General features: G+C 51.3%; 24 protein-coding genes. 9 read left to right on the forward strand and 15 right to left on the reverse strand.

Annotated features, from left to right (window positions below; translation table 11 throughout):
• Positions 1-84 precede the first annotated feature (84 nt).
• Positions 85-834, forward strand: a complete 750-nt coding sequence (locus ACFQI7_RS17700) for a DUF2161 domain-containing phosphodiesterase (RefSeq protein ID WP_218098156.1) — start codon at positions 85-87, stop codon at positions 832-834.
• A 72-nt stretch (positions 835-906) separates the two neighbouring features.
• Entirely contained in the window at positions 907-1671 is a 765-nt protein-coding gene (locus ACFQI7_RS17705; protein WP_218098157.1) for a polysaccharide deacetylase family protein, read from the forward strand.
• Between the two features lie 25 nt (positions 1672-1696).
• On the opposite strand, the gene ACFQI7_RS17710 is transcribed toward ACFQI7_RS17705, so the two are convergent.
• Both ACFQI7_RS17710 and ACFQI7_RS17715 read right to left on the reverse strand, forming a co-directional pair.
• Positions 1697-2623: an NAD(P)/FAD-dependent oxidoreductase gene (locus tag ACFQI7_RS17710; protein ID WP_218098363.1), complete on the reverse strand. Its 927-nt coding sequence runs from the start codon at positions 2621-2623 to the stop codon at positions 1697-1699.
• Between the two features lie 206 nt (positions 2624-2829).
• Positions 2830-4125 (reverse strand): ABC transporter substrate-binding protein, encoded by a 1296-nt coding sequence (locus ACFQI7_RS17715; protein ID WP_218098158.1) that lies wholly within the window; start codon positions 4123-4125, stop codon positions 2830-2832.
• A 113-nt stretch (positions 4126-4238) separates the two neighbouring features.
• Between ACFQI7_RS17715 and ACFQI7_RS17720 the strand changes: the two genes are divergently transcribed.
• Positions 4239-4595: a DUF2512 family protein gene (locus tag ACFQI7_RS17720; RefSeq protein WP_218098159.1), complete on the forward strand. Its 357-nt coding sequence runs from the start codon at positions 4239-4241 to the stop codon at positions 4593-4595.
• Positions 4596-4852: 257 nt separating this feature from the next.
• On the opposite strand, the gene ACFQI7_RS17725 is transcribed toward ACFQI7_RS17720, so the two are convergent.
• Entirely contained in the window at positions 4853-5689 is an 837-nt protein-coding gene (locus ACFQI7_RS17725; RefSeq protein WP_218098160.1) for a carbohydrate ABC transporter permease, read from the reverse strand.
• Positions 5689-6570: a carbohydrate ABC transporter permease gene (locus tag ACFQI7_RS17730; protein WP_218098161.1), complete on the reverse strand. Its 882-nt coding sequence runs from the start codon at positions 6568-6570 to the stop codon at positions 5689-5691. The genes ACFQI7_RS17725 and ACFQI7_RS17730 overlap by 1 nt, the downstream gene beginning before the upstream one ends.
• A 324-nt stretch (positions 6571-6894) precedes the next feature.
• On the opposite strand from ACFQI7_RS17730, the gene ACFQI7_RS17735 reads away from it, so the two are divergent.
• Entirely contained in the window at positions 6895-7326 is a 432-nt protein-coding gene (locus tag ACFQI7_RS17735) for a hypothetical protein (protein WP_218098162.1), read from the forward strand.
• Between the two features lie 24 nt (positions 7327-7350).
• Entirely contained in the window at positions 7351-8427 is a 1077-nt protein-coding gene (locus tag ACFQI7_RS17740; RefSeq protein WP_218098163.1) for a phosphodiester glycosidase family protein, read from the forward strand.
• A 275-nt stretch (positions 8428-8702) separates the two neighbouring features.
• Here the strand turns inward: ACFQI7_RS17740 and ACFQI7_RS17745 are convergent, their stop codons facing one another.
• Positions 8703-8960, reverse strand: coding sequence for an AbrB/MazE/SpoVT family DNA-binding domain-containing protein (locus tag ACFQI7_RS17745; protein WP_218098164.1), 258 nt, complete (start codon positions 8958-8960; stop codon positions 8703-8705).
• Positions 8961-9083: 123 nt separating this feature from the next.
• Positions 9084-9548: a tRNA (cytidine(34)-2'-O)-methyltransferase gene (locus ACFQI7_RS17750; protein ID WP_218098165.1), complete on the reverse strand. Its 465-nt coding sequence runs from the start codon at positions 9546-9548 to the stop codon at positions 9084-9086.
• A 147-nt stretch (positions 9549-9695) separates the two neighbouring features.
• Here ACFQI7_RS17750 and ACFQI7_RS17755 point away from each other — a divergent pair, with 147 nt between their 5' ends.
• Entirely contained in the window at positions 9696-10409 is a 714-nt protein-coding gene (locus ACFQI7_RS17755; protein WP_329958214.1) for a response regulator transcription factor, read from the forward strand.
• A gap of 60 nt (positions 10410-10469) precedes the next feature.
• On the opposite strand, the gene serC is transcribed toward ACFQI7_RS17755, so the two are convergent.
• A complete protein-coding gene (gene serC, locus ACFQI7_RS17760; protein WP_218098166.1) occupies positions 10470-11558 on the reverse strand; it encodes a 3-phosphoserine/phosphohydroxythreonine transaminase in 1089 nt (362 codons plus the stop codon).
• 168 nt (positions 11559-11726) lie between these two features.
• On the opposite strand from serC, the gene thpR reads away from it, so the two are divergent.
• Positions 11727-12320: an RNA 2',3'-cyclic phosphodiesterase gene (thpR, locus tag ACFQI7_RS17765; RefSeq protein WP_218098167.1), complete on the forward strand. Its 594-nt coding sequence runs from the start codon at positions 11727-11729 to the stop codon at positions 12318-12320.
• Positions 12321-12347: 27 nt separating this feature from the next.
• Here the strand turns inward: thpR and ACFQI7_RS17770 are convergent, their stop codons facing one another.
• Positions 12348-12893 (reverse strand): GrpB family protein, encoded by a 546-nt coding sequence (locus ACFQI7_RS17770; RefSeq protein ID WP_218098168.1) that lies wholly within the window; start codon positions 12891-12893, stop codon positions 12348-12350.
• Positions 12894-13061: 168 nt separating this feature from the next.
• Between ACFQI7_RS17770 and ACFQI7_RS17775 the strand changes: the two genes are divergently transcribed.
• Positions 13062-14243: an ABC transporter substrate-binding protein gene (locus ACFQI7_RS17775; RefSeq protein WP_218098169.1), complete on the forward strand. Its 1182-nt coding sequence runs from the start codon at positions 13062-13064 to the stop codon at positions 14241-14243.
• A 189-nt stretch (positions 14244-14432) separates the two neighbouring features.
• Complete coding sequence (locus ACFQI7_RS17780; RefSeq protein WP_218098170.1) at positions 14433-15200, forward strand: metallophosphoesterase; 768 nt, start codon at positions 14433-14435, stop codon at positions 15198-15200.
• 49 nt (positions 15201-15249) lie between these two features.
• Here ACFQI7_RS17780 and ACFQI7_RS17785 read toward each other — a convergent pair whose 3' ends face one another.
• From ACFQI7_RS17785 to ACFQI7_RS17815, 7 genes are all read right to left on the reverse strand, one after another.
• Positions 15250-15405, reverse strand: a complete 156-nt coding sequence (locus tag ACFQI7_RS17785; RefSeq protein ID WP_218098171.1) for a hypothetical protein — start codon at positions 15403-15405, stop codon at positions 15250-15252.
• Between the two features lie 471 nt (positions 15406-15876).
• Entirely contained in the window at positions 15877-16380 is a 504-nt protein-coding gene (locus ACFQI7_RS17790) for a VanZ family protein (protein ID WP_218098172.1), read from the reverse strand.
• Between the two features lie 76 nt (positions 16381-16456).
• Positions 16457-17842 carry a sugar phosphate nucleotidyltransferase gene (locus tag ACFQI7_RS17795; RefSeq protein WP_218098173.1) on the reverse strand — a complete coding sequence of 462 codons (1386 nt, stop codon included), beginning with the start codon at positions 17840-17842 and terminating at the stop codon, positions 16457-16459.
• Positions 17843-17859: 17 nt separating this feature from the next.
• Positions 17860-19002, reverse strand: a complete 1143-nt coding sequence (locus tag ACFQI7_RS17800) for a glycosyltransferase (RefSeq protein ID WP_230414785.1) — start codon at positions 19000-19002, stop codon at positions 17860-17862.
• Complete coding sequence (locus tag ACFQI7_RS17805; RefSeq protein ID WP_218098174.1) at positions 18999-20204, reverse strand: glycosyltransferase family 4 protein; 1206 nt, start codon at positions 20202-20204, stop codon at positions 18999-19001. Before ACFQI7_RS17805 ends, ACFQI7_RS17800 begins: the two co-directional genes overlap by 4 nt.
• Positions 20201-21385, reverse strand: a complete 1185-nt coding sequence (locus tag ACFQI7_RS17810) for a glycosyltransferase family 4 protein (protein WP_218098175.1) — start codon at positions 21383-21385, stop codon at positions 20201-20203. Before ACFQI7_RS17810 ends, ACFQI7_RS17805 begins: the two co-directional genes overlap by 4 nt.
• Complete coding sequence (locus ACFQI7_RS17815; protein ID WP_218098176.1) at positions 21351-22565, reverse strand: acyltransferase family protein; 1215 nt, start codon at positions 22563-22565, stop codon at positions 21351-21353. The genes ACFQI7_RS17810 and ACFQI7_RS17815 overlap by 35 nt, the downstream gene beginning before the upstream one ends.
• Positions 22566-22593 lie beyond the last annotated feature (28 nt).

Raw genomic sequence — 22593 nt, forward strand, 5'->3', positions numbered from 1 at the left:
CGGTTGTCTCTCCCTTCTCACCCCTCTATCGTACCAAAATTATGCTATAATTACATTACCAATCGACAAAGGAGACCGTCCGCTGTGGCAATCAAAAGCGAAACGGAGCTCTACGCTCCCGTCAAAACTTACTTGGAAGAGCTCGGATACGCGGTACGGGGGGAAGTGCGCTACTGCGATCTTGTCGCGATCCGAGGGGAGGAGCCGCCGATCATCATCGAGCTGAAGCGCAGCTTCTCGATCCCTCTGCTGCTGCAAGCGATCGATCGGCTGAAAATCAGCCGCGCGGTGTACGTCGCATTCGAACGGCCGGCCAAAGGCCGCGCCCCGCACAGCGCCAGCTGGCCGGAATTGCGGAACCTTTGCCGGATGCTCGGCATCGGAATGATGACGGTCCAATTTTACAAAACGCGCAAGCCGCGAGTCGAGGTGGAATGCCATCCGGGAGACGACCCTTCTCTGCTAACGCATGCGCCCCGTTTGAATAAATACGCAGCCTCCCGGGTCATTCGCGAGTTCCAGGAACGGCGGGCGGACTATAACGTCGGCGGCAGCTCCAAGCGGAAGCTGGTCACGGCCTACCGCGAGAAATCGCTCCAGCTCGCAAGCGCGCTGAAGGAACACGGGCCGGTAAGTCCCCGCAAGCTGCGCGACTTGACCGGCAATCCCGGCGCGGCCGGCATGCTGCAAAAAAACTACTACTTATGGTTTCAACGCGTCGAACGCGGCGTGTACAAGATCACCCCGCTCGGAGAAGAAGCGCTTCAAACATACGCTCACGTAGTCGCCGGCTTCCAGGAGCCTTTGCACCCGGAGGAAGCGACCGGCGGATAAAGCAGGAATAACTTGGCCCGACACAGGATAAAAATAAAGTAATATACTTCCATGGAAGGAGCTGCTGTCCTGATGAAGCGCTATACTTTATTCCTGCGCCTGGCCTCCGTCCCTCTGTCGATCGTTTTATTCCTTTCGCTGCTCCCGTCGTTTGCCGCGGCGCAAGCCGAAGAAAAAAAAGTCCGCATTCCCGTTCTGAATTACCACAGCATTACCGTCGATCCCGGCAACCGCGCAACGATTACGCCCGAGAAATTCGAAGAGCAGATGATGTATTTGTCGGAAAACGGCTACACGACGTTAACCCTTCAACAGTTTACGGATGTGCTTGAAGGCAAAGAGAAAGCACCGGACAAGCCGGTGCTGCTGACGTTCGACGACGGGTATGCGGATAATTACACGCATGCGTATCCTCTTTTACAAAAGCTTGGTTTTCACGCTACGTTATTCATGTCCCCCGGCATGGTCGAGGACGGTTATTTTCTGAATTGGGAGCAGGTGGCAGAGATGCACGAAGCCGGGTGGGACATACAGCCCCACGGGATGACGCATCCGCATTTGCCCAGGCTGAGCAAGGAGAAGCAGCTCTATGAGATTATGGAAGCGCGCCATCTGATTGAACAAAAGCTCGGCACGACCGCAGACGTATTTTGCTACCCGTACGGCGAGTTCAATAACAATACGCTGACCATCTTGAAAGAAAACGAGTTTCGTTATGCCTTTACGATCGAGCAGGGCGTCACTACGCCGGATCAGCCCCCGCTCAAACTGAAGCGAATTTTTGTCAACGGAGAAGAGTCCTTGGACAAATGGAAGTTCAAGCTGGAAAAGTGGTGACAGCCGCGTCGCATTTCATGCGGTCTTATGCATGCACAGGTTCTTTTGCGGCGAGCTTCATCAAAGACTTATGGATCCAGATCGCCGCTTGAGCGCCTTCCCCCATCGCGATCGTCACCTGCTCCGCATGAACGCCGACATCGCCCGCCGCCCAAACGCCGGGTACGGACGTTTGCTTGCTTCTCGGGTCCGTTACAATATGTTTATTTTCCAATCGCTCCACGCCGAGCGCGGTCAACCAGTCCGAATGAACGGCGTTGCCGCCGAACGCAATAAACCCGCGCTCTCCTTCGACCATACGGCCATCCGCCAGGCGTAGGCCTCGGAACGAACCGTCGCCATCGGCAAGCACCTCGGCGATCTCGGCTTCTTCATAGGCGATGCCTTTTTCTTTCAGTTGTTCCAGCCGCCCGCTGCCTATCGCCTTCTTCTCATGATTAACGTACACGATCCGATCGGTCCAATACCGCAGCGTGAGCGCCATGCCGGACCCGGACTCCCCCGATCCGAGCACGATCGTCCGCTTTCCCTTCACCTCATACCCGTCGCAATCGGGGCAAACATAGATGCTGCTGCCCAAACAAGCCTCAATTCCGGGCAGAGGCGGGAAACGGTCCATAATCCCGGTTGCGGCAAGCAAGGTGCGCGCGGGCAACACGCCTCCGCCTCCGGCGAGCGCCACCTCGAATCCGTCTTCCCGTTTGGCCGCGGCAATGACCTCATCCGTTCGAAACTCCGCGCCCAGTAGACTAGCCTGCATCTGCCCAAGACGGCGAAGCTCCTGGCCCGACACGCCTTCCGGCCAGCCCAATATATTATGATAGCTGCGACAAAGCGTCGAACGCCCCCGGCCTTTATCGACTACAAGCACTCGATGTCCATAGCGGCCAAGCTGAATCGATGCTTGAAGCCCGGCGATTCCTCCGCCGACAATGATGCAATCGTACACGATGCGCTGCACCTCAGTTCAAATAGGTTCATGTTTCTAATTTCATTCATCCATATTTCCATTAGCTTCTCCTGTCGCGATAATTGCATGCAGCGAAATCAAATGCAGACCCCTACGTGTCCCGCGAGCGAGCAAAGCCCCGGCGATTACGCCGGGGCTTGCTTGTGCGCAAAACAATTGCCACCATTCAAAACCGTTCGCTTCGTTCCCTACTTCTTTGCTTTCAAATTATCCCACGATTTTTGGAATGCCGCATACATTTGCTCTTTCGTATTTTTGCCCGCAATATACGCCTGCATCGTTGCGCCGATTTCCTGCGGCGTGCCGTCGGGGTATTTCGGGAAGTACCATCCGAGCACCTTATTATTTTTGCTATAGGTCATAATATCGGCCGCGATAAGACCGAGATCTTTGGGATCGGCGTTAATCGTGCTAAGCGCCGGGATAAATTTAAATTCCTTCGTGATGTATTGTTTTCCCGTATCGGAGGTTACAAGCCAGTTCAAAAATTCTTTCGCTTCTTTTTTCAAAGCGGAGTTTTTGTTAATGACCCAGTTGTTCGGCACGCCGACGAGCAATTTGTCGTTCGCTTCCGCATCCTCGTTGATCGGCATCGGCAGCACGCCGATATTGAGGTTCGGGGTGATTTTATCGATCTGCACCTGCGTCCAGTTTCCCTGCTGCATCATGGCCGCTTTGCCGGTGGCAAAATTCGTCACCTGCGTGTTGTAATCCGTCGTGAGCGGGTTCGGTTGTCCGTACTTTAACGTTAGATCGACCAGTTTGGTCCATTCGTCGAACACGGGACCGCCCATTTTTTGCGAGCCGTCGTATAGACCGGCGATGAATTTGTCCGGATCCGGCTGCCGCGCCATCGCCACGTTAAACGTATGATTTCCGAGCACCCACCATTCTTGGTATCCGTTGGAAAACGGAGTAATGCCCGCCGCTTGCAGTTTTTTGGCCGCCGCTTCCAGTTGGCTGAGCGTCTTCGGTACTTCGGTAATGCCTGCTTTGGTGAACAAATCTTTATTATAAATGAACCCGTAGCCCTCCAGACCGAGCGGCATGCCGTACAGCTTGCCTTCCTTCGTCATCGGCGCCTTGGCCACCGGGAGCACGTCTTTCACCCACGGCTGGTCGGACAAATCTTCCAGATGCTCCATCCACGTATCGGCCTCGCGGAAGCCGCCGTTGTTGAAGATGTCCGGCTTGTCATTGGAAGCGAACTTGGTTTTCAGCGCGGCGCCATAGTCCGCACCGCCCCCCACCGTCTCGATTTGCAGTTTGACCCCTTGATGCGATTTTTCGTATTCATCCTTCAATCGGTTGAACGCTTCGCTGATTTCCACTTTATATTGGAAAATTTTAAGTGTCACCGGTCCGCCGGCCGCACCGCCCTGGTTGTTTCCGGGAGCCGTTTTATTTCCGCAGCCTGCCGTCACTCCCGCCAGCATCAATGTGCTTACGGATAGCGCCGTAATGGATTTCAACGTCTTTTTCATGCCATGATACCTCCCTGTAGTTGATGAACTCTACGATCTCACTACATAAGATAACAAACGGATGGACATCTTATGCAATACATATAACTATTAGGCGAAAGGGTGTTACTAAGTTGATTCAGCGTGTATGCGTAAAACTCGTCATGAACGCCGTTTTAATCCCGCTGTTGTACATTCAGACGTCGGCATCGGTAACGCAAATGATTTCCGGCACCGTCTTGTTTTCCCTGATCGCTTTTGTGATCGGCGACCAGTGGATACTGCGCGGAAGCAATAATGCGGTAGCAACCATCGCCGATGCCGCAATGGCGGGACTTTACTTTTGGGTGGTATCGCGCTTTTTCAACTGGGGGCTTTCCAACGGGGAGCTGTTTGTTTTAGTTGTCCTGCTGGGAGCCGTAGAGGCTATGTATCATCGCCTGCTGGCTGAATGGGATAATAAAAAGACCGCCTTCTCCGAACGGGATTAAGCGGCTCTCCCTTCGAATGAGAAACAGGCTTCCCACTGTGGGAGCCTGTTTGCTGTGGGAGGCGAACGTGACCCACATCGCTATCGCGGCGCTTCCCGATTTTATGCCCGGATGCAGCGCTTCGAATATAATTCCGCCTCACCATCGAGCTGCCTAATGAACGCAACCAGGCCGCAAAAATGAAAAACCGCACACATGAATAGCATGCTGCGGCATGTGATGCTCATCAAATCTAATCCGTGATACTCCGAAAATGTCTACCCCTTCACCGATCCGGCTGTAATTCCTTCTATTATATGGCGCTGCATGACCAGGAAAAAAATGACAATTGGCAGCACGCCCAGCACCAGCGCAGCAAGAGCTAAGTCCCATTGCTTCGTGTATTGACCGAAGAACGAGTTCGTCGCGAGCGGAATCGTCTTCAATTCCGGGCTTTGCAAAATGATGAACGGCAGCAGGAAATCGTTCCATATCCATAAGCTGTTGAGCAGGATGACGGTCACCGCGATCGGCTTGAGCAGCGGTAGCACAATGCGGAAAAACGTTCCGTACGTGCTCGTGCCGTCAACGACGGCCGACTCCTCGATCTCCAGCGGAATCGACTTGATAAATCCGTGGAACAGAAAGATCGACATCGGTGCGCCAAACCCCAAATAGCAAACGACCAGTCCGGGGATGCTGTCGAACAGTCCGGCCGACTTCGCCACCTTCACCAGCGGAATCATGATCGATTGAAACGGGATGACCATCGCCGCCACAAACAAAGAGAACAGCAAATTGTTTAATCGGTTCGGACGCCGTACCATCCGGTGCGCCGCCATCGAGCTGATGAGCGCAATCCCCAAATTGCTGATCACCGTAATGATGAGCGAATTCATAAACACACGCGGAAATTTAATGATCGTCCACGCTCTCGAATAGTTATTCCACTGCAGTTTGGTCGGCAAGCTTGTCGGATCGCTCAGCAGCTCGCCGAATGTTTTCAGCGAGTTGACGATCACGAAGTAAAACGGAACGAGAAACAGCAGCCCGACCAGCACCGCGACAATTTCGAGAGTCAAGGTGCGGGACGAATAGTTTTTGCGGGCTTCCATTATACTTCGACCTCCCTGCTTTTCGTGACGCGGACTTGGATGGACGTAATTACGGCCACGACCACGAAGAAAATAAACGCTTTGGCGGTGCCAAGGCCGAAACGGTTATTCTGGAACGCTTCCGTATAAATATTCAGCGCTACGGATTCCGTCGATTTGAACGGTCCGCCCTTCGTTAACGACAAGTTCAAATCGAACATTTTAAATGAGTTCGATATGGCCAAAAACAAACAGATCGTCACCGCCGGCATCACGAGCGGAATAATGATCTGCGTCAGCATTTGGCCCGGCCTCGCACCGTCAATCTGGGCCGCTTCCACGACGTCTTGCGGCATATTCATCAGCGCCGCAATATAGATCACCATGAAATACCCGGCCGTCTGCCACACGAATACGATGACAATGCCCCAGAAGGCTGTCGTTTCGTCACCAAGCCAAGGCAATTGAAAAAACGCCAGGTGGGTCAGTTCGCCGATCGCCGGAAACCCTTTGACAAATATAAATTGCCAAATGAATCCGAGCAGCAGTCCACCGATGACGTTCGGCAAAAAAAAGATCGTCCGCAGCACGTTGCGCAGCTTAAGCGGCCGAGTAAGCAGCAAGGCAATACCGAAAGCGAGCACGTTGGTCAGGACGACGCCGGCTACGGCAAAACGGACCGTAAACCAGAACGATCTTGCAAAATCGGGGTCCTGCGTCAAGATTTGAATGAAGTTGGAAAACCCGACCCATGTTACTTGCCCCGAAACCCCATTCCAGTCCGTAAACGAATAGTACATGCCAAGAAAAAAAGGCACGATCATGATCAACGCAAAGCAGATGAATGCCGGTCCGATAAAGACGAGCTGCTCCATCCATGCTGCCGATTTTCGTCGATTCATCGTCGGTTTCCCCCTTTAATTCGAGCTTTTTTTTCAATATCGGGCAGCATACTGCAACCATTGTCCCGGTTCTCACGTCTAAATCGTTGGCGGATTATTTTGAAAAAATTGGCTTTACCGGGACGAGCCCGAGACTGCACTGCAATCGGACCTCTTTCGTTTCCTTACTATACCTCCGGCAAGTATTGTCTATACACGATGTACCGCCGCTCGGTCTCTCTTTGAATATAAGCCTGGAGTAATGTATCATATAGAAAGACATCTCTCGACACGATGATGCCGAATATGACAATATCGCCGCAAACCATAGGAAGGTGAACCATCTTGAATACATCCATCCAACCGGCAGCCGCACCTGCCGCCGTCCGTTCCGCGAAGCCGAAAAAATCGAATATGCGCACTTATGTTCTTTTATTTTTCGTTTGGGCTATCCTAATCGGCCTCGGGGCATGGGGCGGAAAAGTATATACGGATTACGTTAGAATGCAAATTACGCAAGAAATCGCGAAGCAAACCGGCGACCAGCTTGCCGTCATTCAGCAGGACTACCAGAAGCAAGTCACCGAGCTAAAGTCAAGCGTGACCGCGGATATGGCCCAAATGCAGACCAAGATCGATTCGGTCAATGAGCTTCTGGCGTTTACGAAAGACAGCGCAAACAGCAAAACCGACAACAGCAACCAATTGTATACCCAGCTCGCCGAAGTGAAAAAGAAGCTGGATGAGCTGAAGAAAAACTTGGATGCACTGCAGTAAGCAACAGGATGGTGAGTTATAGCAATGAACGGGACTCAACAGTTCAACCGGACGATGCTTTTCGTCTGCGCTCCATTTCTCGGACTTATGATTTATTTGCTTTCTACGCAAATTTCGATTCTGCTGCCGGAGTTCGGCGATACTTTACATACTTCCTTCTCCATTCAAGCCGAACTGCAGCATGCACTCGGCAAACTGGACAAGATGAACAGCGATGCGGCCCAAACTCGCACGACGGTCGAAAAGTATTACGAGCTGTATGCCAAAAGCGCAACCGAAGTAGCGAGCATGACGCAGCTCGCCGACGCGGCGTCCAAACGGCCTACGATCATCTTTGATAGCCGTATTGCAAGCCGATTGGGAGGCAAACTGTCCCGCACCGCTTCATCCGGAAATGTCGATTTGAAGTTGTACACGTTCAGCGATTCGAAATATAAAGGTTACGCGCTGAAAGTCGATTTGAAATCGGATAAAGCGATGCAGATGGTGTTGGGGAAAGACAAGGTCGGTGGCAGTGAAACGACACTGGAGGCGGTTCGGAGATACGGCGCCGTTGCCGGCGTCAATGCCGGAGGCTTTGCCGATGACAATAAGACGGGCAAACGGTATCCGCTGAGTACGACGGTACTCGGAGGAAAGTACGTATACGGCTTTGAGCCGACATTCGAGGATCTTGCCTTTATCGGGTTAAGCACGGACCGCAAGCTCATCGGCGGGAAATTTTCCAGGCAGCAGGATTTGGATAAGCTGAAGCCATCATTCGGCGCGACTTTCGTACCCATTATGCTGCAGAACGGCAAAAAACAGACAATCCCGTCCTTATGGCTGAATTCGCCGGCCCGCGCGCCGCGTACGGTCGTCGGCAATTTCAAGAACGACCAGTTGATCTTTCTCGTTACGGACGGGTCCGATGAGCGAGGTAATTCCGGCGCATCGCTGCCGGAGCTTCAGGACAAGCTCGTTGCCCTTGGCGTAAAGGATGCTTACAACCTGGACGGCGGCGGTTCCACCACTTTGATTTTTGAAGGGCAGGTCATCAACCGCCCCTCGGATAACGGCCGATTGCGGCCGCTGGCGACGCATTTTTTATTTTTCAAGTAATGTTCACATATTTATAAGTTTTCAATTGGGATTTCGTTGGTTATAATATGCTTCAGGAGGTGCTAGCCCGATGTCAGCTACGTTTTGGATTACGATTGTTGTCTTCTTGATGTTTATTACCGCCATGCTCACGGCAGCATACAACGATGACAAGACCAAAGGTCTTTAATGAAAGAAAAGCTTTCACTGAAGTTAAACTTTCTTTACTCTTCACAATAAAAAGTATCCGCTTGAACTACTCAAGCAGATACTTTTTTTATGGACCGAACATGCGATTATTGTTTCGTTTCTTTAATTTCGTTCATTTCCACCAAACACTGATTGCAAATATGTCTTTCTTTGAAATCGCTAACTTGATCGAGCGAACTGCAAAATACGCAACGCGGGCGATATCTCTCCAAAATAATATGGTCCCCGCTTACCAATATTTCAACAGGATCCCCCTCGTTCATCTGATATCGCTTTCGAAGTGATTTGGGCAATACGATTCTGCCCAGTTGGTCGACCTTGCGGACCACTCCTGCCGGCTTCATCCATCATACACCTCGCTTTCATACGAATAAATTATGTTCTCTATAATGTTCGACGCCCATGTAAAAATTCCTTCCCAAAACCGACCCTATATCCATTAATTGCCTTTGACCCACAGCGTTCTGCTAGGATAAGCCTTGGAACCCGATTTGCCGCAAGCCCTCGAATAGCACAATGGCCGCAGCGTTGGACAAGTTCAATGAGCGTACGTCTCCCGTCATAGGCAGACGCATTAACGTGTCCGGATGCTCCGCTAATATTTCGGGAGACAACCCTTTCGTTTCTTTGCCGAATACAAGAAAATCTTCGTCCTGGAACGAATACTCCGTATACAGCTTGTCCGCTTTCGTCGTTGCCAGCAAGAAGCGTCCGTGTTTATATTTATCTTTCACTTCCTGAAAGGAATCGTGGTACTCCAGTTTGACGGCATGCCAATAATCGAGACCCGCTCGTTTTAACGTGCGGTCGTCGGTATTGAAACCGAGCGGTCTAACCAGATGCAGCCATGTGCCCGTCGCCGCGCAAGTTCTTGAAATGTTGCCCGTATTAGCCGGAATCTCCGGCTCTACCAGTACGATATGAAATGCCATGTAATTGTCTCTCACTCCTTTTGCCTATCCCATTATACTACAAAGCGCAAGGCAATTTTAACATTCGGTTTACGCATTCTTAATATGTCGAACATACAGCGGCGATATAATGCAACCAAGGTAAAAAAATAAGGAGAATGATATCTGATGATAGCGAAGAAAATTCTTGTCGTTGACGACGAACCTTCCATCTCGATGTTGATAGAATTTAACCTGAAGCTGATCGGCTTCGAAGTGCATTGCGTCTATGACGGGGAAGCCGTGTTTCCGGCGATTCAGCATTTTCGCCCGGATGTCATCGTGCTCGATCTGATGCTCCCGAAAATGGACGGATTGCAAGTATGCCGCAAGCTTCGCAGCCAAAGCAATATGGTCCCGATCATTATGCTGACCGCCATGCAGGATTTGAGCGATAAAATCGCCGGACTCGACAATGGCGCGGACGATTATATGACCAAGCCGTTCAGTCCACAGGAGCTGATCTCCCGCATTCAGGCGATCCTTCGCCGCACGCAGACGCTGCCTTCCGCAGAGCAAGCGCCGATCGCGATCGGCGACATCCTGGTTAAGCCCGACGAGCGCGTAGTCACGGTCAAAGGCGAACCGATCGAGCTTACGCCGAAGGAGTATGAGCTGCTGCTGTTCCTTTGCAAGCACCGCGGCAAAGTGCTCAGCCGTCAGCAGCTGCTGCACGGGGTATGGGATTATCACTTTCTCGGCGACACCCGCATCGTCGATGTGCACATCAGTCATCTTAGGGATAAAATCGAGAGCAGCGCCCGCAACCCCGACTACATCGTAACGATTCGCAATGTCGGTTACAAATTGACGGAGCCCGCCGCCAAAGAATCGTTTGCCTGAATCGATACATTCAAATAAAAGGTGCCGGGAAATGAATTCCCGACACCTTGTTTATTCATGTTAGCTGTTGCGTCTTTGGAAATCGGCCATAAACTCGGCAAGCGCCTTGCAAGCTTCGTACGGAACGGCATTGTAAGTCGATGCCCGCAAACCTCCGACGCTGCGGTGGCCCTTCAAGCCGACGAAACCGTGCTGTTCGGATTCTTTTGCGAATTTCTTCTCCAATTCCTCGTCTTTCATGCGGAACGTGATGTTCATGATCGAACGGCTTTCCGGCGCAATGACGCCCCGGTAAAATCCTCCGCTGCCGTCGATCGCGTTATAGATCAGATCGGTTTTCTCCCGATTGCGTTTCTCCATCGCGGTCAATCCGCCATTTTCTTTAATCCACTTCAGCACCAGATTCACCATGTAGACGGAATAGACCGGCGGTGTGTTGTAAAGCGAGTCGTTCTTGGCGTGCGTATCATAGCGCAGCATCGTCGCGATATGCTTCGGCGAATCGGCCAGAAGCTCCTCGCGCATAATGACAACCGTTACGCCCGACGGACCTAAATTTTTCTGCGCTCCTGCATAAATCATCGAAAATTTGGAAACATCTACAGGACGGCACAAAATATCGCTGGACATGTCGCCGATCAGCGGAACATTGCCGGTGTCCGGATACGATGCATATTGCGAGCCCTCGATCGTTTCATTGGATGTAATATGTAAGTAAGCCAGGTTCGGGTCAAGCTGCAGTCCGCTCAAATCCGGGATGCGCGTAAACTTGTCCGCTTCGGAGCTGGCAACGATCTTCGTTTCTCCGAATAGCTTGGCTTCTTTCAGCGCCTTGTCGGCCCAAGCCCCGGTAAGAACGTAGCCTGCCGTTTGTCCGGGCTTTAGGAAATTCATCGGGATCGTCGCGAACTGCGTGCTGGCGCCGCCTTGCATGAACATAACCTTATAGCCGTCTGGAATCGCGAACAATTCCTTGAGCAGTTGCTGCGTTTCGGCGTTCAGCTCTTCGTATTGCGAGCTGCGATGGGAAATTTCCATAATGGACATGCCGATGCCCCGGTATTCCACAAGCTCTTCCTGCGCCTTCTGGAGCACTTCCAGAGGGAGCGCGGCCGGCCCGGCGTTAAAATTGTATGCGCGCTTTGACACTGTTCTCACACCTTCACTTTACATAGGATATGGCTAATGATAGCAAAGTTGCCCCGGCAACATCAAGCGTTTATCCGCAAGTTCACCGGATTGAATCAAACTTTTTGCCGAATGGTGGAAAATGTTGTAACACAATGTCTATATCTATCGAAGAGGTGATCTGCATTTATGAATGTGAGCACAGGTACTTCCCGGCTTTTTGTCGCCGTTCCGCTCCCGCAGCCGATCCGAGCGGCGCTTCAGCAGCAGATGGAGAAACTGAAACCGGCGTTTCCGTTTCAGAAATGGGTGCATTCCGACGATCTTCATATTACACTAAAATTTTTGGGAGAAACATCCCCGCAGAAGGCAGAACAAGTACAAGCGGAGCTCGGACGGATCGCATCCGGACATAACCCCGTAAGCCTGTCCGTGCAAGGCATCGGCACGTTCGGCAAACCCGCTTCCCCGAGCATCTTATGGATAGGCATACACGGCGATCTTCCACTCCTGGCATCGCTGCAAGCGGATGTGGACGCGGCATTGGAACCGCTGGGATTTGCAAAAGAAGACCGTGCATTCCGCCCGCACCTTACCGTCGCAAGACGTTACAATGGGACATCCGCTTTCTCTAAAGCAATGTTGCAATCTGCGCCCGTTTTTCCTTCCTCCACTTGGGTCGCCGATCATATCATGCTGTATAGAAGCCACCTGAACCGGCAGCCGATGTACGAAGCTTGGAAGTCGTATCCGCTGGATGGCGTGCTTCCGGACCTGAAGTAACGTTTGTAACGGGCGGCCGCGATGCAGCTATAGATCGGATGTTTCAGGCATCCAGCCTACGGTCTGACTCCATAGCGCCGCCTTGTGTAGAATGCTCCATATGATCGGATCCTTGGCTTCCACATAAGCTTGACGGTTGTCCCGATATTGCTCGGCCAGCCGGCGCTTCTCCTGGGCATACGCCGCCGCGTCGTCCGGATGGCGGCGCAAATAATCGCGAAACATCAGCGCCGTCTGTTCCGACCAGCTTCCGGTTCTCCTTACGTGAATGTGCGTTCTGCGCTCGCCCGGCGATTCCCGGAAATACGCCTTGGTTAAATCCGGGTTGTCCGCCCGATAGCGGTAACCTGCCGCTTCCAGCGCCATTACTATGCTGTTCAGAGGCTTTAGCTGTACGACCGACACTTGAATATCGATGACCGGCTTGGCATCGAGCCCCGGCACCGAGGTGGAACCGATATGATCGATTCGAACCGCCGTTTCTCCCAGTGAATTTCTGATCCGTCGGCCTGTCTCCAGAAACAATAACGGCCATTCCGGATGATATGACTCTATAACGACTGGATCGCTCATGGAATCACTCCTTTTCTATCAATCGCATGCCATTGAATCAAAATTAACGAACATTGCTTATAAAAACAACTATAATCGTAGAATTTACCGTGAATAAAAAAAAGCATCTGCATATCTACAGATGCATACCGGCACGGAACCAAGCCCGTTCAAGCGAAATTTCCGAACTTGACGACAAAGCTCGTTACCGGAACGACTCTCGATAAACTCATCGCCGCCGGCGAAGTGCCCGACGTTATTTTGACAAGCAATTATTATTTGTACGATCTGCTGCAGCTCGGGCTCGGGTCCGATTTGAACGACTTCGTCAAGCAGGAGAAGATCGACCTCGGCAAGTTCGAGCCGGAAACGATCAACGTCATGAAAAGCTTTGGGACGAAAGGCGAGCTATATGGCATCCCCTATGCGATGAACTACGGTTTGATGCTCTACAATAAAGACATATTCAACAAATTTGCAGTCTCTTTTCCAAAAGACGGCATGACATGGAATCAGGTTATCGAGCTGGCCCGCAAAGTAACGAGACTCGATCAAGGTACGCAGTACATCGGAATCGATCTGCAAAATCCGAGCATACTGGTTCGGGCTTACGGGCTGGGCGTTGTCGACGATAAGCAGGAAAAGGCGGTATTCACGACCGATCCCTTTAAAAAAATTTTCAATCTGTTCGAGCAAAACTACAGCATTCCCGGAAGCATCGAGCCGAAAAAGAAATATACGTTCGGCATCGATTACTTCCTGAAAGATCAGAAGATCGCCATGTTCCCTTTCTGGCTAGCGGCTACGACAGCCCGGCTCCCTCAGTTGAACGAATCGGGCAAAAACTTCAACTGGGATGTCGTATCGTATCCTTCCTTTGAAGATAAACCCGGAGTCGGCCGGGAGGTCGATTTCCATCTCGCCATGGTCACACCGGGCAGCAAGAACAAGAAGGCCGCGTATGCGGTTCTTAAGACGCTTATCAGCGATGAAGCGCAACAAGCGATGAACAAAGGTACTAGATTGACCGCGCTCAAAGACCCTGCCATGAAGAAGGACGTCGCGGTCGATACAAAGCTGTACGACGGCAAAAATCTTCAAGGCATATTCACCGTAAAGCCGGCTCCGCTGGCGAAAGCGACCAAATATGATGTCAAGCTGTATTCGTTCCTCAACGAAGGCGCGAAAAATATGGCCTACGATCAAAAAGACATCAATACGGTGCTAAGGGAAGCGGAAGAAAACGGCAACAAGTATATCCAGGAGATGAAGTGGCATTCATCCCATCGAACGGGCGCCTCTGTTGAGCGCTCGTTTTCCTTTTTGGGGCAACTTTCCTTTATATGCAAGCTGCGTTATCACGAAAAGTAGAATGACGTACAATAACAGGCCGGGGCGTCTCCAGCTTCGAACGCAGCAGCGGTTCATGAGAATTGGTATGCTTTTGGGCCCATCCGTTCGTCATGGCGATCCTCCACGATAGTGAAAGTGCAAGATGGACTATATTTGTCGGCTTCTTTTATATACAATAAGGTGTATATCCCAAGATTTGGAGTTGGCATGATGGAGTGGATCCTGTACGTCGCATCAATGGTGCTCTTTGTGTATATCGCTTTTATATTGCCAACCGCATGGTTAAAGGTCGAAAGGATTCATTACGATCTTGGACTGGGAAAAAAAATATTGCAGATCAGCGACTTTCATGTAGAAAGACTGCGGATTACCCCTAGACGCTTGCAGCGGGTCATTGAGCGGGAAAGGCCGGATTATGTGTTCCTAACGGGGGATTATACGCAATTGGAAAGAAAACTTCCTTTGCTGGAGCGTTACTTCGCGGTATTTGCTCAATGCGGCGTTCCGGTCTATGCGGTGCTCGGCAACCATGATTACCAACTAAGAAAAGTCATCAAGATCGTCCGCTTATTGGACGATTATCGCATTCAGCTGCTGCGCAACGAATCGGTCCGTCTGCCGGGGTTTCAACTGATCGGAATTGATGACTTTCGCAGCGGGAAAAGCCGCATCGCCAAATCATTCGAAGGGACGAACACGGAGCAGCGCCGAATCGTGATCACCCATGACCCGAATATCGTACTGCACCTCCAGGAATCCTACGATTACCTGATGGCCGGGCATTTGCACGGCAAACAGCTCAATCTTCCTTTCTTCTACCGGTTTCGCCCGATGGGCAAACTGCCCGCCATGGGCATTTACAAAGGCATGCATAAAACGGCTTACGGCACTTATTATATTTCTAAAGGCATCGGTCAAACCGGCCTGAATATCCGTTTTATGGTCCGCAGCGAGGTCACGCTGCATTGTGTATAAACGAACAACCGCCCCCTTGTCGACAAGGGGGCGGTTGTTTAAGTTGTTTTCATCGTGGATAGTAGGTTCCATCAGGACGCAAGCATACAAGTTCGCCGGTTTCGAGGTTCCGTCCGGGTTCATTGGGCGGTTTGCAGGAAAGAAGTGTTTCAAAGGTAATGACTTCGTGCCCCAGTACCAACGGTTTGGAATAAGCTTTTTTCATACCTTTTCATCTCCCTAAACATAGTAATATCAAGTATATCCACCTGTATATTAAATATACCTAATATTCGCTTGGACATATGGTAGAATCCTAGAAGCCTCCATCCGCATTGCCGGAACGTTTCCTGCCCGGCAGGATCGCGATCCGTCTATCAACTTTTCTTTCTAGTTATAGTATAGCTTGCTTGTTCTAGCGCATTCCATCGAAAGCTGAAAAAAATAAAGTAGAAAAATAAATTTTTATTAAGCCGACCGGCCGTTAAGAAGCTCAAATTTTCGGGGGAGCTGTCGCAATAAAGGATTTGGGTGGAGGGGCGGTTCGATGGCGTGTGAATTTTGACGAACAGACGCAGGTTGTGAGTAGTGCAAACGAGGAGCGGGATCCAATACGAAACATTTGCGGAAATAGTTAGAGATGAGAGTAGAAGGGGAAAGAATCAACAATTGAATTGGGGGAAGGGGTTCGAGGAAGCTACTGCTCCCTCACTTTTCTTTTATTTCTAATGCGCATGACCGCTATGCAGATCAGCAATCCGACGACGCCTCCTAGCGAGTCCAACACGACATCGATCGCCTCTCCATTCCGACGAATACGCATCGTCTGATTCCATTCATCGAGGCTGGCGGTAGAAACGATGGCGAGCACCACGAAAGCCGCTTTCCAACCCCATCGGAACCGAAAAGGGAACAGCGCGAGGAAAAGAACAACTGCGAGTGTAGCGTACATGATTAAATGGGCCATTTTTCGAAATACAAACTCCAAAAATTGAAGCGGCTGCCACTTCAACATAAATACGCGGTCTCCGTATTTCACCGCTATATTGGGGAGGATGCGGGTCAGCTCCCCTTCGTTCAGGTGACTGCGCAAAAAGGGGACGATGGTTTGCTGGTCGTAAGATTGCGAAGAAAAGCTAAACAGAAGCATGATACATACGATTAGCGGAAGCAAATACAGCAAAGGTCTCAACTTTGGCATTCAAAATCTCTCCCGTACCTGTACAACCTGACCGGGATCCCCAGAGCTTACTTCAAGGAATCCCGGACGTGTTGTTTTACTTGTTTCGTCCGGCATGGCTAAATTCGATAATCTCGTCCCAAGATACACAGAGGCGTATAATATCTTCTTCCACCAATTCGCTACCGCTCTGTACTTCAATGATTTCCAAATCGCGGAGCGCCCGAATGCTGTGTCTGGCTTCTTGCGGAATGATCAGCACATCCCCCGGTTTAACGAGCCGATATTGGTCGTTTAGAATAAACTCGCCTTCGCCTGCAATGATCGTCCATACTTCTTTGCGTTTAAAATGCATTTGATAGCTTAAATTTTTTCCGGCTCCGATACAGATACGTTTCGTCAGCACCTCGTTGCCTTCGGGATATTTTTTATAATCCAGCACGCGGTATGTCCCCCAGCGCCGCTCCTCGTACATTGGACGCTGTTCGAAATGTTTGATTAAATCTTTAACTTGTGGAGATGCTCCTTTCTCGGCGACCAAGATGCCGTCCGGGCTCGTGGAAACGATGATATTCGATAAGCCAAGCACGGCAACCGGAATATCCAGCTCGTTAATCAAGTGCGTATTGTGCGAATCAGGGCTTACGGCACCGACTCCGATCACGGAATTGTTCATTTCTTCCGTCAGCGCGTTCCAAGTACCTAGGTCTTTCCAGAACCCGTTATAGGGGACAACGATGATGTTTTTCGTTTTTTCCACCACTTCATAGTCGAAGCTGATTTTCGGAAGTTTGGCGTATTGCTTGACCATTTCCTCATATTGAATCGGAAGTCCCTTCTCGATCAGCAGGTCAATGAGATAGCCGAGCTTGAACGCAAATACGCCGCAATTCCAAAGCGCCTGCTGTTCCAATAGAACCGCAGCTTTCGCTTTATCGGGCTTTTCTGTAAAATGACTGACGGTATAATACCGCCCCTCCCCGGCCGAATCCGGCATACTCGGAACGATATAACCGTATTTTTCCGATGGATCGGTCGGCTTCACCCCCATCAGCGCCAGTTCGGCGCCCGTTTGATGGAGGACGACTTCCAACTCCTTCATCTTCGCAAAAAAAGCGTCATCTACGTATGGGTCCACCGGCATAACCGTGACAACCTCATTCGTACTGACGCCTTCAATCGAATATAAGTAAACTGCCGCTAACGCAATCGCAGGAAACGTATCCCGCCTCTCCGGCTCAATGATGAGCGGCGCTTCCGCTCCGATCTGGCTTTGCAGCATCTCCGTCTGCCCTTTGCCCGTCGCAATGTAAGAGTCATGCATTAACTTGGAAGCAGCCAGTTGTCTCCATACCCGTTGAACCATGGACTCTAAGCCGGCTTCCGGCCCTTGAAGCACCTTCAAAAACTGTTTCGATCTCGAATCATTCGATAGCGGCCACAGCCGCTTTCCTGAACCTCCGGATAATAATACGAGTTTCATAGTGTCGTGCTCCTTTATTATTGTTCTGGAACGGCAGCAAGCGGCCGTTTGGGCGTAGGTCTCTTTTCCAATTGATTGTCGATGTATTCGAGCAGTTCACGGCAAAACCGCGACGCATCAAAACGTTCGGCATGACGCCGAATTTCAGCATGGTCCCACGTATGGCTTTCAAACTGCTCCAATGCGGTAGCGAGCGATTCCACCGACTGCTGTTCGAAAAAACAGCCGTTGAGACCTGGCACAACCGTATCCAAAGCGCCACCACCCCGATAAGCAACGACCGGTCGGCCGCACGCGTTAACTTCCAATGGCGTGATGCCGAAGTCCTCAAGACCTGGAAACAAAAAAGCACGGCATGCTTTCATATAACGGACGACCTCGGCATCCGCCAACCGTCCTTTGAACTCCACGGTTGGGCCGGCGAGAGACTCTAGCCTTTCCTTGTCAGGACCGTCACCGATCACGACAAGCCTTTTGCCGAGCCGGGTACACGCCTCCACCGCCAAGTCCAGCTTCTTGTAAGATACAAGCCGGGATACGACCAGATAATAATCCTGCACTTCCGACGGCTCCGAGACCGAGAAGCGGGATACGTTCACCGGCGGGAAAATGATAGACGATGAACGACCGTAGCAAGCCTCGATTCGCTGCTGAACGATCGTCGATATCGCGACAAAGTGATCCACGTTGCGTGCCGTCGACACATCCCACAAACGCAGTGGAGCGACCATCGCTTGCACGAGCTTCTTGATCACTTGGGGAACTTGAATGCCTTCCATATACGTGTTAAAGTCCCAGGCAAAACGCATCGGCGTATAACAATAACAAACATGCGTTGCCTGCGGATCCGCCGTAACACCCTTGGCATACGCGCTGCTGGAGCTGATGACCAAATCGTAACCCCGCAGGTCGATCGACCTCATGGCTAACGGGTACAGCCAGAAAAAATGCTTGAATCGTTTAAAAATGCCGGGAATATGCTGCATCCAAGTGGTCCGGATGTCGGCGTCCTGCAGCTCCCGCAGCAGTTTGTTCCGATCCGCGATCGTCGTGTAAATCGGAGCTTCGGGAAACAGTTGGTGGAGCATCGCCACAACCCTTTCCGCTCCCCCCATTTGATTCAAATAATCATGAACGATAGCCACCCGCATCCCATTCATGGGGAGACCTCCTTGCCGACGCTTTTGTCGAATTTCAATTTATTTTTCGCCTGAGCCGATACGATCTCTTGGTATACCGCTTCGACTTTCTCGACAGTCCGCTCGATCGTAAAATGCTCTTTCACCCGTTTGAGCGCAATTCGTTCCATATCTCGCTTGAGATTCTGGTATGTAAGCAATCCGGCGGCATGCTTCGCGAGATGCTCTACGTCACCTACCTCGTACAATAATCCGCTCGTCCCGTTCTCGAGAATTTCGCGGGGTCCTCCCGCATTTGTTGCGATAATGGGAAGCGATTGGGACATTGCCTCGATGATGACGCGACCGAACGGCTCATTGTCCGAGCATAACAATAGAAGATCCGCCGCCGAGCAAATCTCCAGCACATCTTCGCGAAACCCCGTAAAGCGCACTCTATCGACCAACTGCAAGTTTTCTACCAGTTGGCCGAGCGAGCTGCGGTACGTTTGATTTTCTTCTCTGAATTTCGGCTCGCCGACCACCCACAAGTACACGTCCATTCCATCTTGAATCAGCCGGTGGGCGGCGCGAATCGCGTCCTCCTGCCTTTTCCAAGGAGCAATCTGGCCGATGATAACCAGGACATGGCTTTGCGGCGGCGTATTCAACTGTTCGCGAATGTTTCGCCGATGAAACGTCTTCTCTTCCGGCGTCATCTCGCGAATGGATACGCCATTGTGAACCAAGTAAAGTTTGTTCTTCAGTTTATCCGTGTCAAAACCTTGAATGACTGAATTCGAGATGCATAAGATTGCACTTACCGCAGTGGAGGCCAACTGCTCAATCGCTTTCCCGATCGCACCATTCGGCGGGTTGTCGCGAACGTGCCATACAACCGGAAGACGGTGCATCCAACAGAAGAGGGCGGCCATAATACCCGCGCGCAAAGAGTTGGCGTGGATGATATCCATACGGTGCTTGCGAATTTGTTTGGCGAATAAATAACCCGCCCAGAGCATCCCAAGCATGTGCAGAAGCAGCAGCAGCGGGTTTCTCGTCAACCTCGCCCGGTAGCTCGGGATGCCCACCGTCTCCAGGCCGTGATCACGGGCCCTTTGAAGCAGTTCGCCTTCCGGGGCAAACAGCACGGGCTTTGCCTGTTTCAAATGCTTCGCCGTTAGCAATAGGCTGATCTCCGCACCGCTCACATCGCTCGTGTGGTTGTAAAAGGCTATGTTCATCGCAATGAAACCTCCTTCCGTTCCGCCACGGCATGTTCGAACACGTTGGTAATCTCTTTCGCGGCCCGCTCCCAAGTGTAGTGCTGAAGCACGTAATCGATACAAGCATCCCTCGACGGGATGGCGACTTCACCCCGCAATACGGAACCGATTTTATCGGCCATCGCTTCCGGCGAGCTGTCTTGAAAAAGCAGATTCGGAGAAAGACCCTCCAAAATTTCTTTCGTCCCCCCGTACGGCGTTCCGAGGACCGGAGTTCCGCAAGCCAGCGCCTCTACGGTAACTAGGCCGAAGCCTTCGAGCGTCAAAGTAGGGACAATGCTTAAATCGGCGGCTTGGTACCAGCGAACCAAATCTTCATTGGACACTCTGCCGAGAAAACGCACCCGCGCGCCAAGGCCATATTGCTTCACGAGCTGCTCCAGCGGCTCGCGGAGCGTCCCACCGCCAGCAATATACAGTTCCGCTTCCGGCGACTGGGCGGTAACCTGCCGCATCGCTTGAATCAGATGATCAATACCCATGCGGTTGACAAGCCGCCTCGCACAGAACATCACCTGCTTCTCTTCGCCTAAACCGAGTTCCTGTCGAAGCCGCCTGCGGTCCGGGGCAGGACGGAACCTTTGCAAATCCGGCGCGGCCGGAATCCGGTGAATGCGATTTTGGTTGATGCCGTAATCGTTGGACAGGAGCTGCTTGAAGTAATCGCTAAGAACGATAAACCGGTCCGAACGGCGGTATGCGAGCAGCTCCACCTGCTTCTTCATTTCATAACGCAGCGTTTGCCCGATTCGGTGTCCTTTGTCCTCCACGAGCGACTCCTGCGCCCATGGCCCCTGAAAATGAGTTACGATCGGAAGAGAAGAGGGAAGCTGATTACGGGTAATCAGCGAGGAATACAGGGCGAAATGCGGGTTGAATATATCGGGACGCTGCCGTGTCACCGCCCCGCCGATCACTTGCCGGAATGCTTTCATCCGCGCCCAGGTCCCGATCTTCCCCGGCTCGCTGACAACGTCGTTAATGTAGTCCGGAGCGGTCGTTCGTTCGCCAAACGCCGTAATGTATCCTTCCACCTGATGGCCATGCCGCCTCATCGCTTGGAGATAATCCGCAAAATAACGGTTCAAACCGCCTGGTGTATGTTCAATCCAACCCATACCGGTTGCGAGAATTTTCATAGTTGCCGTTCCTCCTTCTAAATCCGGGCTTATTCAATACCTTCGTCAGCCATGCCCTGACCGTAGACGTGTGCGCTTCGGTAAATGTCGAGACGATCCATGCGTAAACAATAATGGCCATTGCCAGGAGAACGCCGAGACAAACGTGCCAAAGATCCGGCTGCCATGTTCCCCAGCGACCATCGCCGATCGACACGCGGAGAAAGTTGATGACAGGATAATGCGTCAAGTAGAGCGTATAGGAAAATCCGGCAAGAAACGTATGAACATTGAATACTTTCGTATTCACCGACTTCGGTTCATTGCAGCTATGCAAAATCACGTAGATCAAGGAGGCGAAACAGATGGAAACGGCAAGCTGCGGCACGAATCGTTGCACCAGATCCGCATCGCTTTGGTGAAGCAACGCTTTGTCCGCAAGCATAACCAAACCTGATAAGGCTGCCGTCACAGGCACGCCCAAGCGGAATAACCATTCCTTGCGAATCCTGATTTGGGGCAGCAGCACTAACAAAGCGCCGAGCAGCCAGATAAGGAAGTACATCATAATCGCTTGACCGAGCATGATGCTCATCCCAACGGTTATGCAGCCGTATAAAATCTTGGAAAGTCGGGTCCGCGAGACGAACGTAAGAACGAGACACGGGAACAACATGTAGTACCAGAACTCGTAGCTTAAGCTCCACAGCGGCAAATTACCGCCGTAATTCGGAAAGAAAATGCCTTGCAGGAAAAATAAGTTGCCTGCGAAGTCGGACCATTTCATGTTATCGGTAAAATAATCGGACTGAGGATATATAAGTAACTGCGTTTGTGCCCATATGGAAGTAAGAATCAGAGCGGAAATCAAGACAAGCCATAAGCGAGTAAAACGATTAATCAAATACGTCTTCCAGGAAAACGTCCCGCTGCGAATCGCTTTAAGCACGCTGGCGGAAATGAAGAAACCGCTCAATACAAAAAACAACATGACGAACTCATACCCCATGCTCGTCAACAAATACGCGGCCTTGACCAGCAAATGTTTGTGCTCCACGCCGTTGAACCCTTGAAACAACACGGGTCTAAGATGGTAGATCATCACATATACCGCCGCAAACCAGCGCAAGGCATCCAAATATCGCGAAGCCTTGCTATCCGAGTGCAAATTGAACAATCCCACGTCGTTCTTCCGCTTCATCTTGGCTTCTCACCCGCTCAATGAATAA

The sequence above is a fragment of the Paenibacillus allorhizosphaerae genome (assembly GCF_042659105.1).
In the GTDB taxonomy this organism is placed as follows: domain Bacteria; phylum Bacillota; class Bacilli; order Paenibacillales; family NBRC-103111; genus Paenibacillus_G; species Paenibacillus_G allorhizosphaerae.

What these genes read in the sequence shown, in the direction of transcription:
- ACFQI7_RS17705 (WP_218098157.1), top strand. Translation starts at nt 907, where the DNA reads ATGAAGCGCTATACTTTATTCCTGCGCCTGGCCTCCGTCCCTCTGTCG.
- ACFQI7_RS17715 (WP_218098158.1), bottom strand. Translation starts at nt 4,125, where the DNA reads ATGAAAAAGACGTTGAAATCCATTACGGCGCTATCCGTAAGCACATTG.
- ACFQI7_RS17725 (WP_218098160.1), bottom strand. Translation starts at nt 5,689, where the DNA reads ATGGAAGCCCGCAAAAACTATTCGTCCCGCACCTTGACTCTCGAAATT.
- ACFQI7_RS17730 (WP_218098161.1), bottom strand. Translation starts at nt 6,570, where the DNA reads ATGAATCGACGAAAATCGGCAGCATGGATGGAGCAGCTCGTCTTTATC.
- ACFQI7_RS17740 (WP_218098163.1), top strand. Translation starts at nt 7,351, where the DNA reads ATGAACGGGACTCAACAGTTCAACCGGACGATGCTTTTCGTCTGCGCT.
- ACFQI7_RS17745 (WP_218098164.1), bottom strand. Translation starts at nt 8,960, where the DNA reads ATGAAGCCGGCAGGAGTGGTCCGCAAGGTCGACCAACTGGGCAGAATC.
- ACFQI7_RS17750 (WP_218098165.1), bottom strand. Translation starts at nt 9,548, where the DNA reads ATGGCATTTCATATCGTACTGGTAGAGCCGGAGATTCCGGCTAATACG.
- ACFQI7_RS17755 (WP_329958214.1), top strand. Translation starts at nt 9,696, where the DNA reads ATGATAGCGAAGAAAATTCTTGTCGTTGACGACGAACCTTCCATCTCG.
- thpR (WP_218098167.1), top strand. Translation starts at nt 11,727, where the DNA reads ATGAATGTGAGCACAGGTACTTCCCGGCTTTTTGTCGCCGTTCCGCTC.
- ACFQI7_RS17770 (WP_218098168.1), bottom strand. Translation starts at nt 12,893, where the DNA reads ATGAGCGATCCAGTCGTTATAGAGTCATATCATCCGGAATGGCCGTTA.
- ACFQI7_RS17780 (WP_218098170.1), top strand. Translation starts at nt 14,433, where the DNA reads ATGATGGAGTGGATCCTGTACGTCGCATCAATGGTGCTCTTTGTGTAT.
- ACFQI7_RS17785 (WP_218098171.1), bottom strand. Translation starts at nt 15,405, where the DNA reads ATGAAAAAAGCTTATTCCAAACCGTTGGTACTGGGGCACGAAGTCATT.
- ACFQI7_RS17790 (WP_218098172.1), bottom strand. Translation starts at nt 16,380, where the DNA reads ATGCCAAAGTTGAGACCTTTGCTGTATTTGCTTCCGCTAATCGTATGT.
- ACFQI7_RS17795 (WP_218098173.1), bottom strand. Translation starts at nt 17,842, where the DNA reads ATGAAACTCGTATTATTATCCGGAGGTTCAGGAAAGCGGCTGTGGCCG.
- ACFQI7_RS17800 (WP_230414785.1), bottom strand. Translation starts at nt 19,002, where the DNA reads ATGAATGGGATGCGGGTGGCTATCGTTCATGATTATTTGAATCAAATG.
- ACFQI7_RS17805 (WP_218098174.1), bottom strand. Translation starts at nt 20,204, where the DNA reads ATGAACATAGCCTTTTACAACCACACGAGCGATGTGAGCGGTGCGGAG.
- ACFQI7_RS17810 (WP_218098175.1), bottom strand. Translation starts at nt 21,385, where the DNA reads ATGAAAATTCTCGCAACCGGTATGGGTTGGATTGAACATACACCAGGC.
- ACFQI7_RS17815 (WP_218098176.1), bottom strand. Translation starts at nt 22,565, where the DNA reads ATGAAGCGGAAGAACGACGTGGGATTGTTCAATTTGCACTCGGATAGC.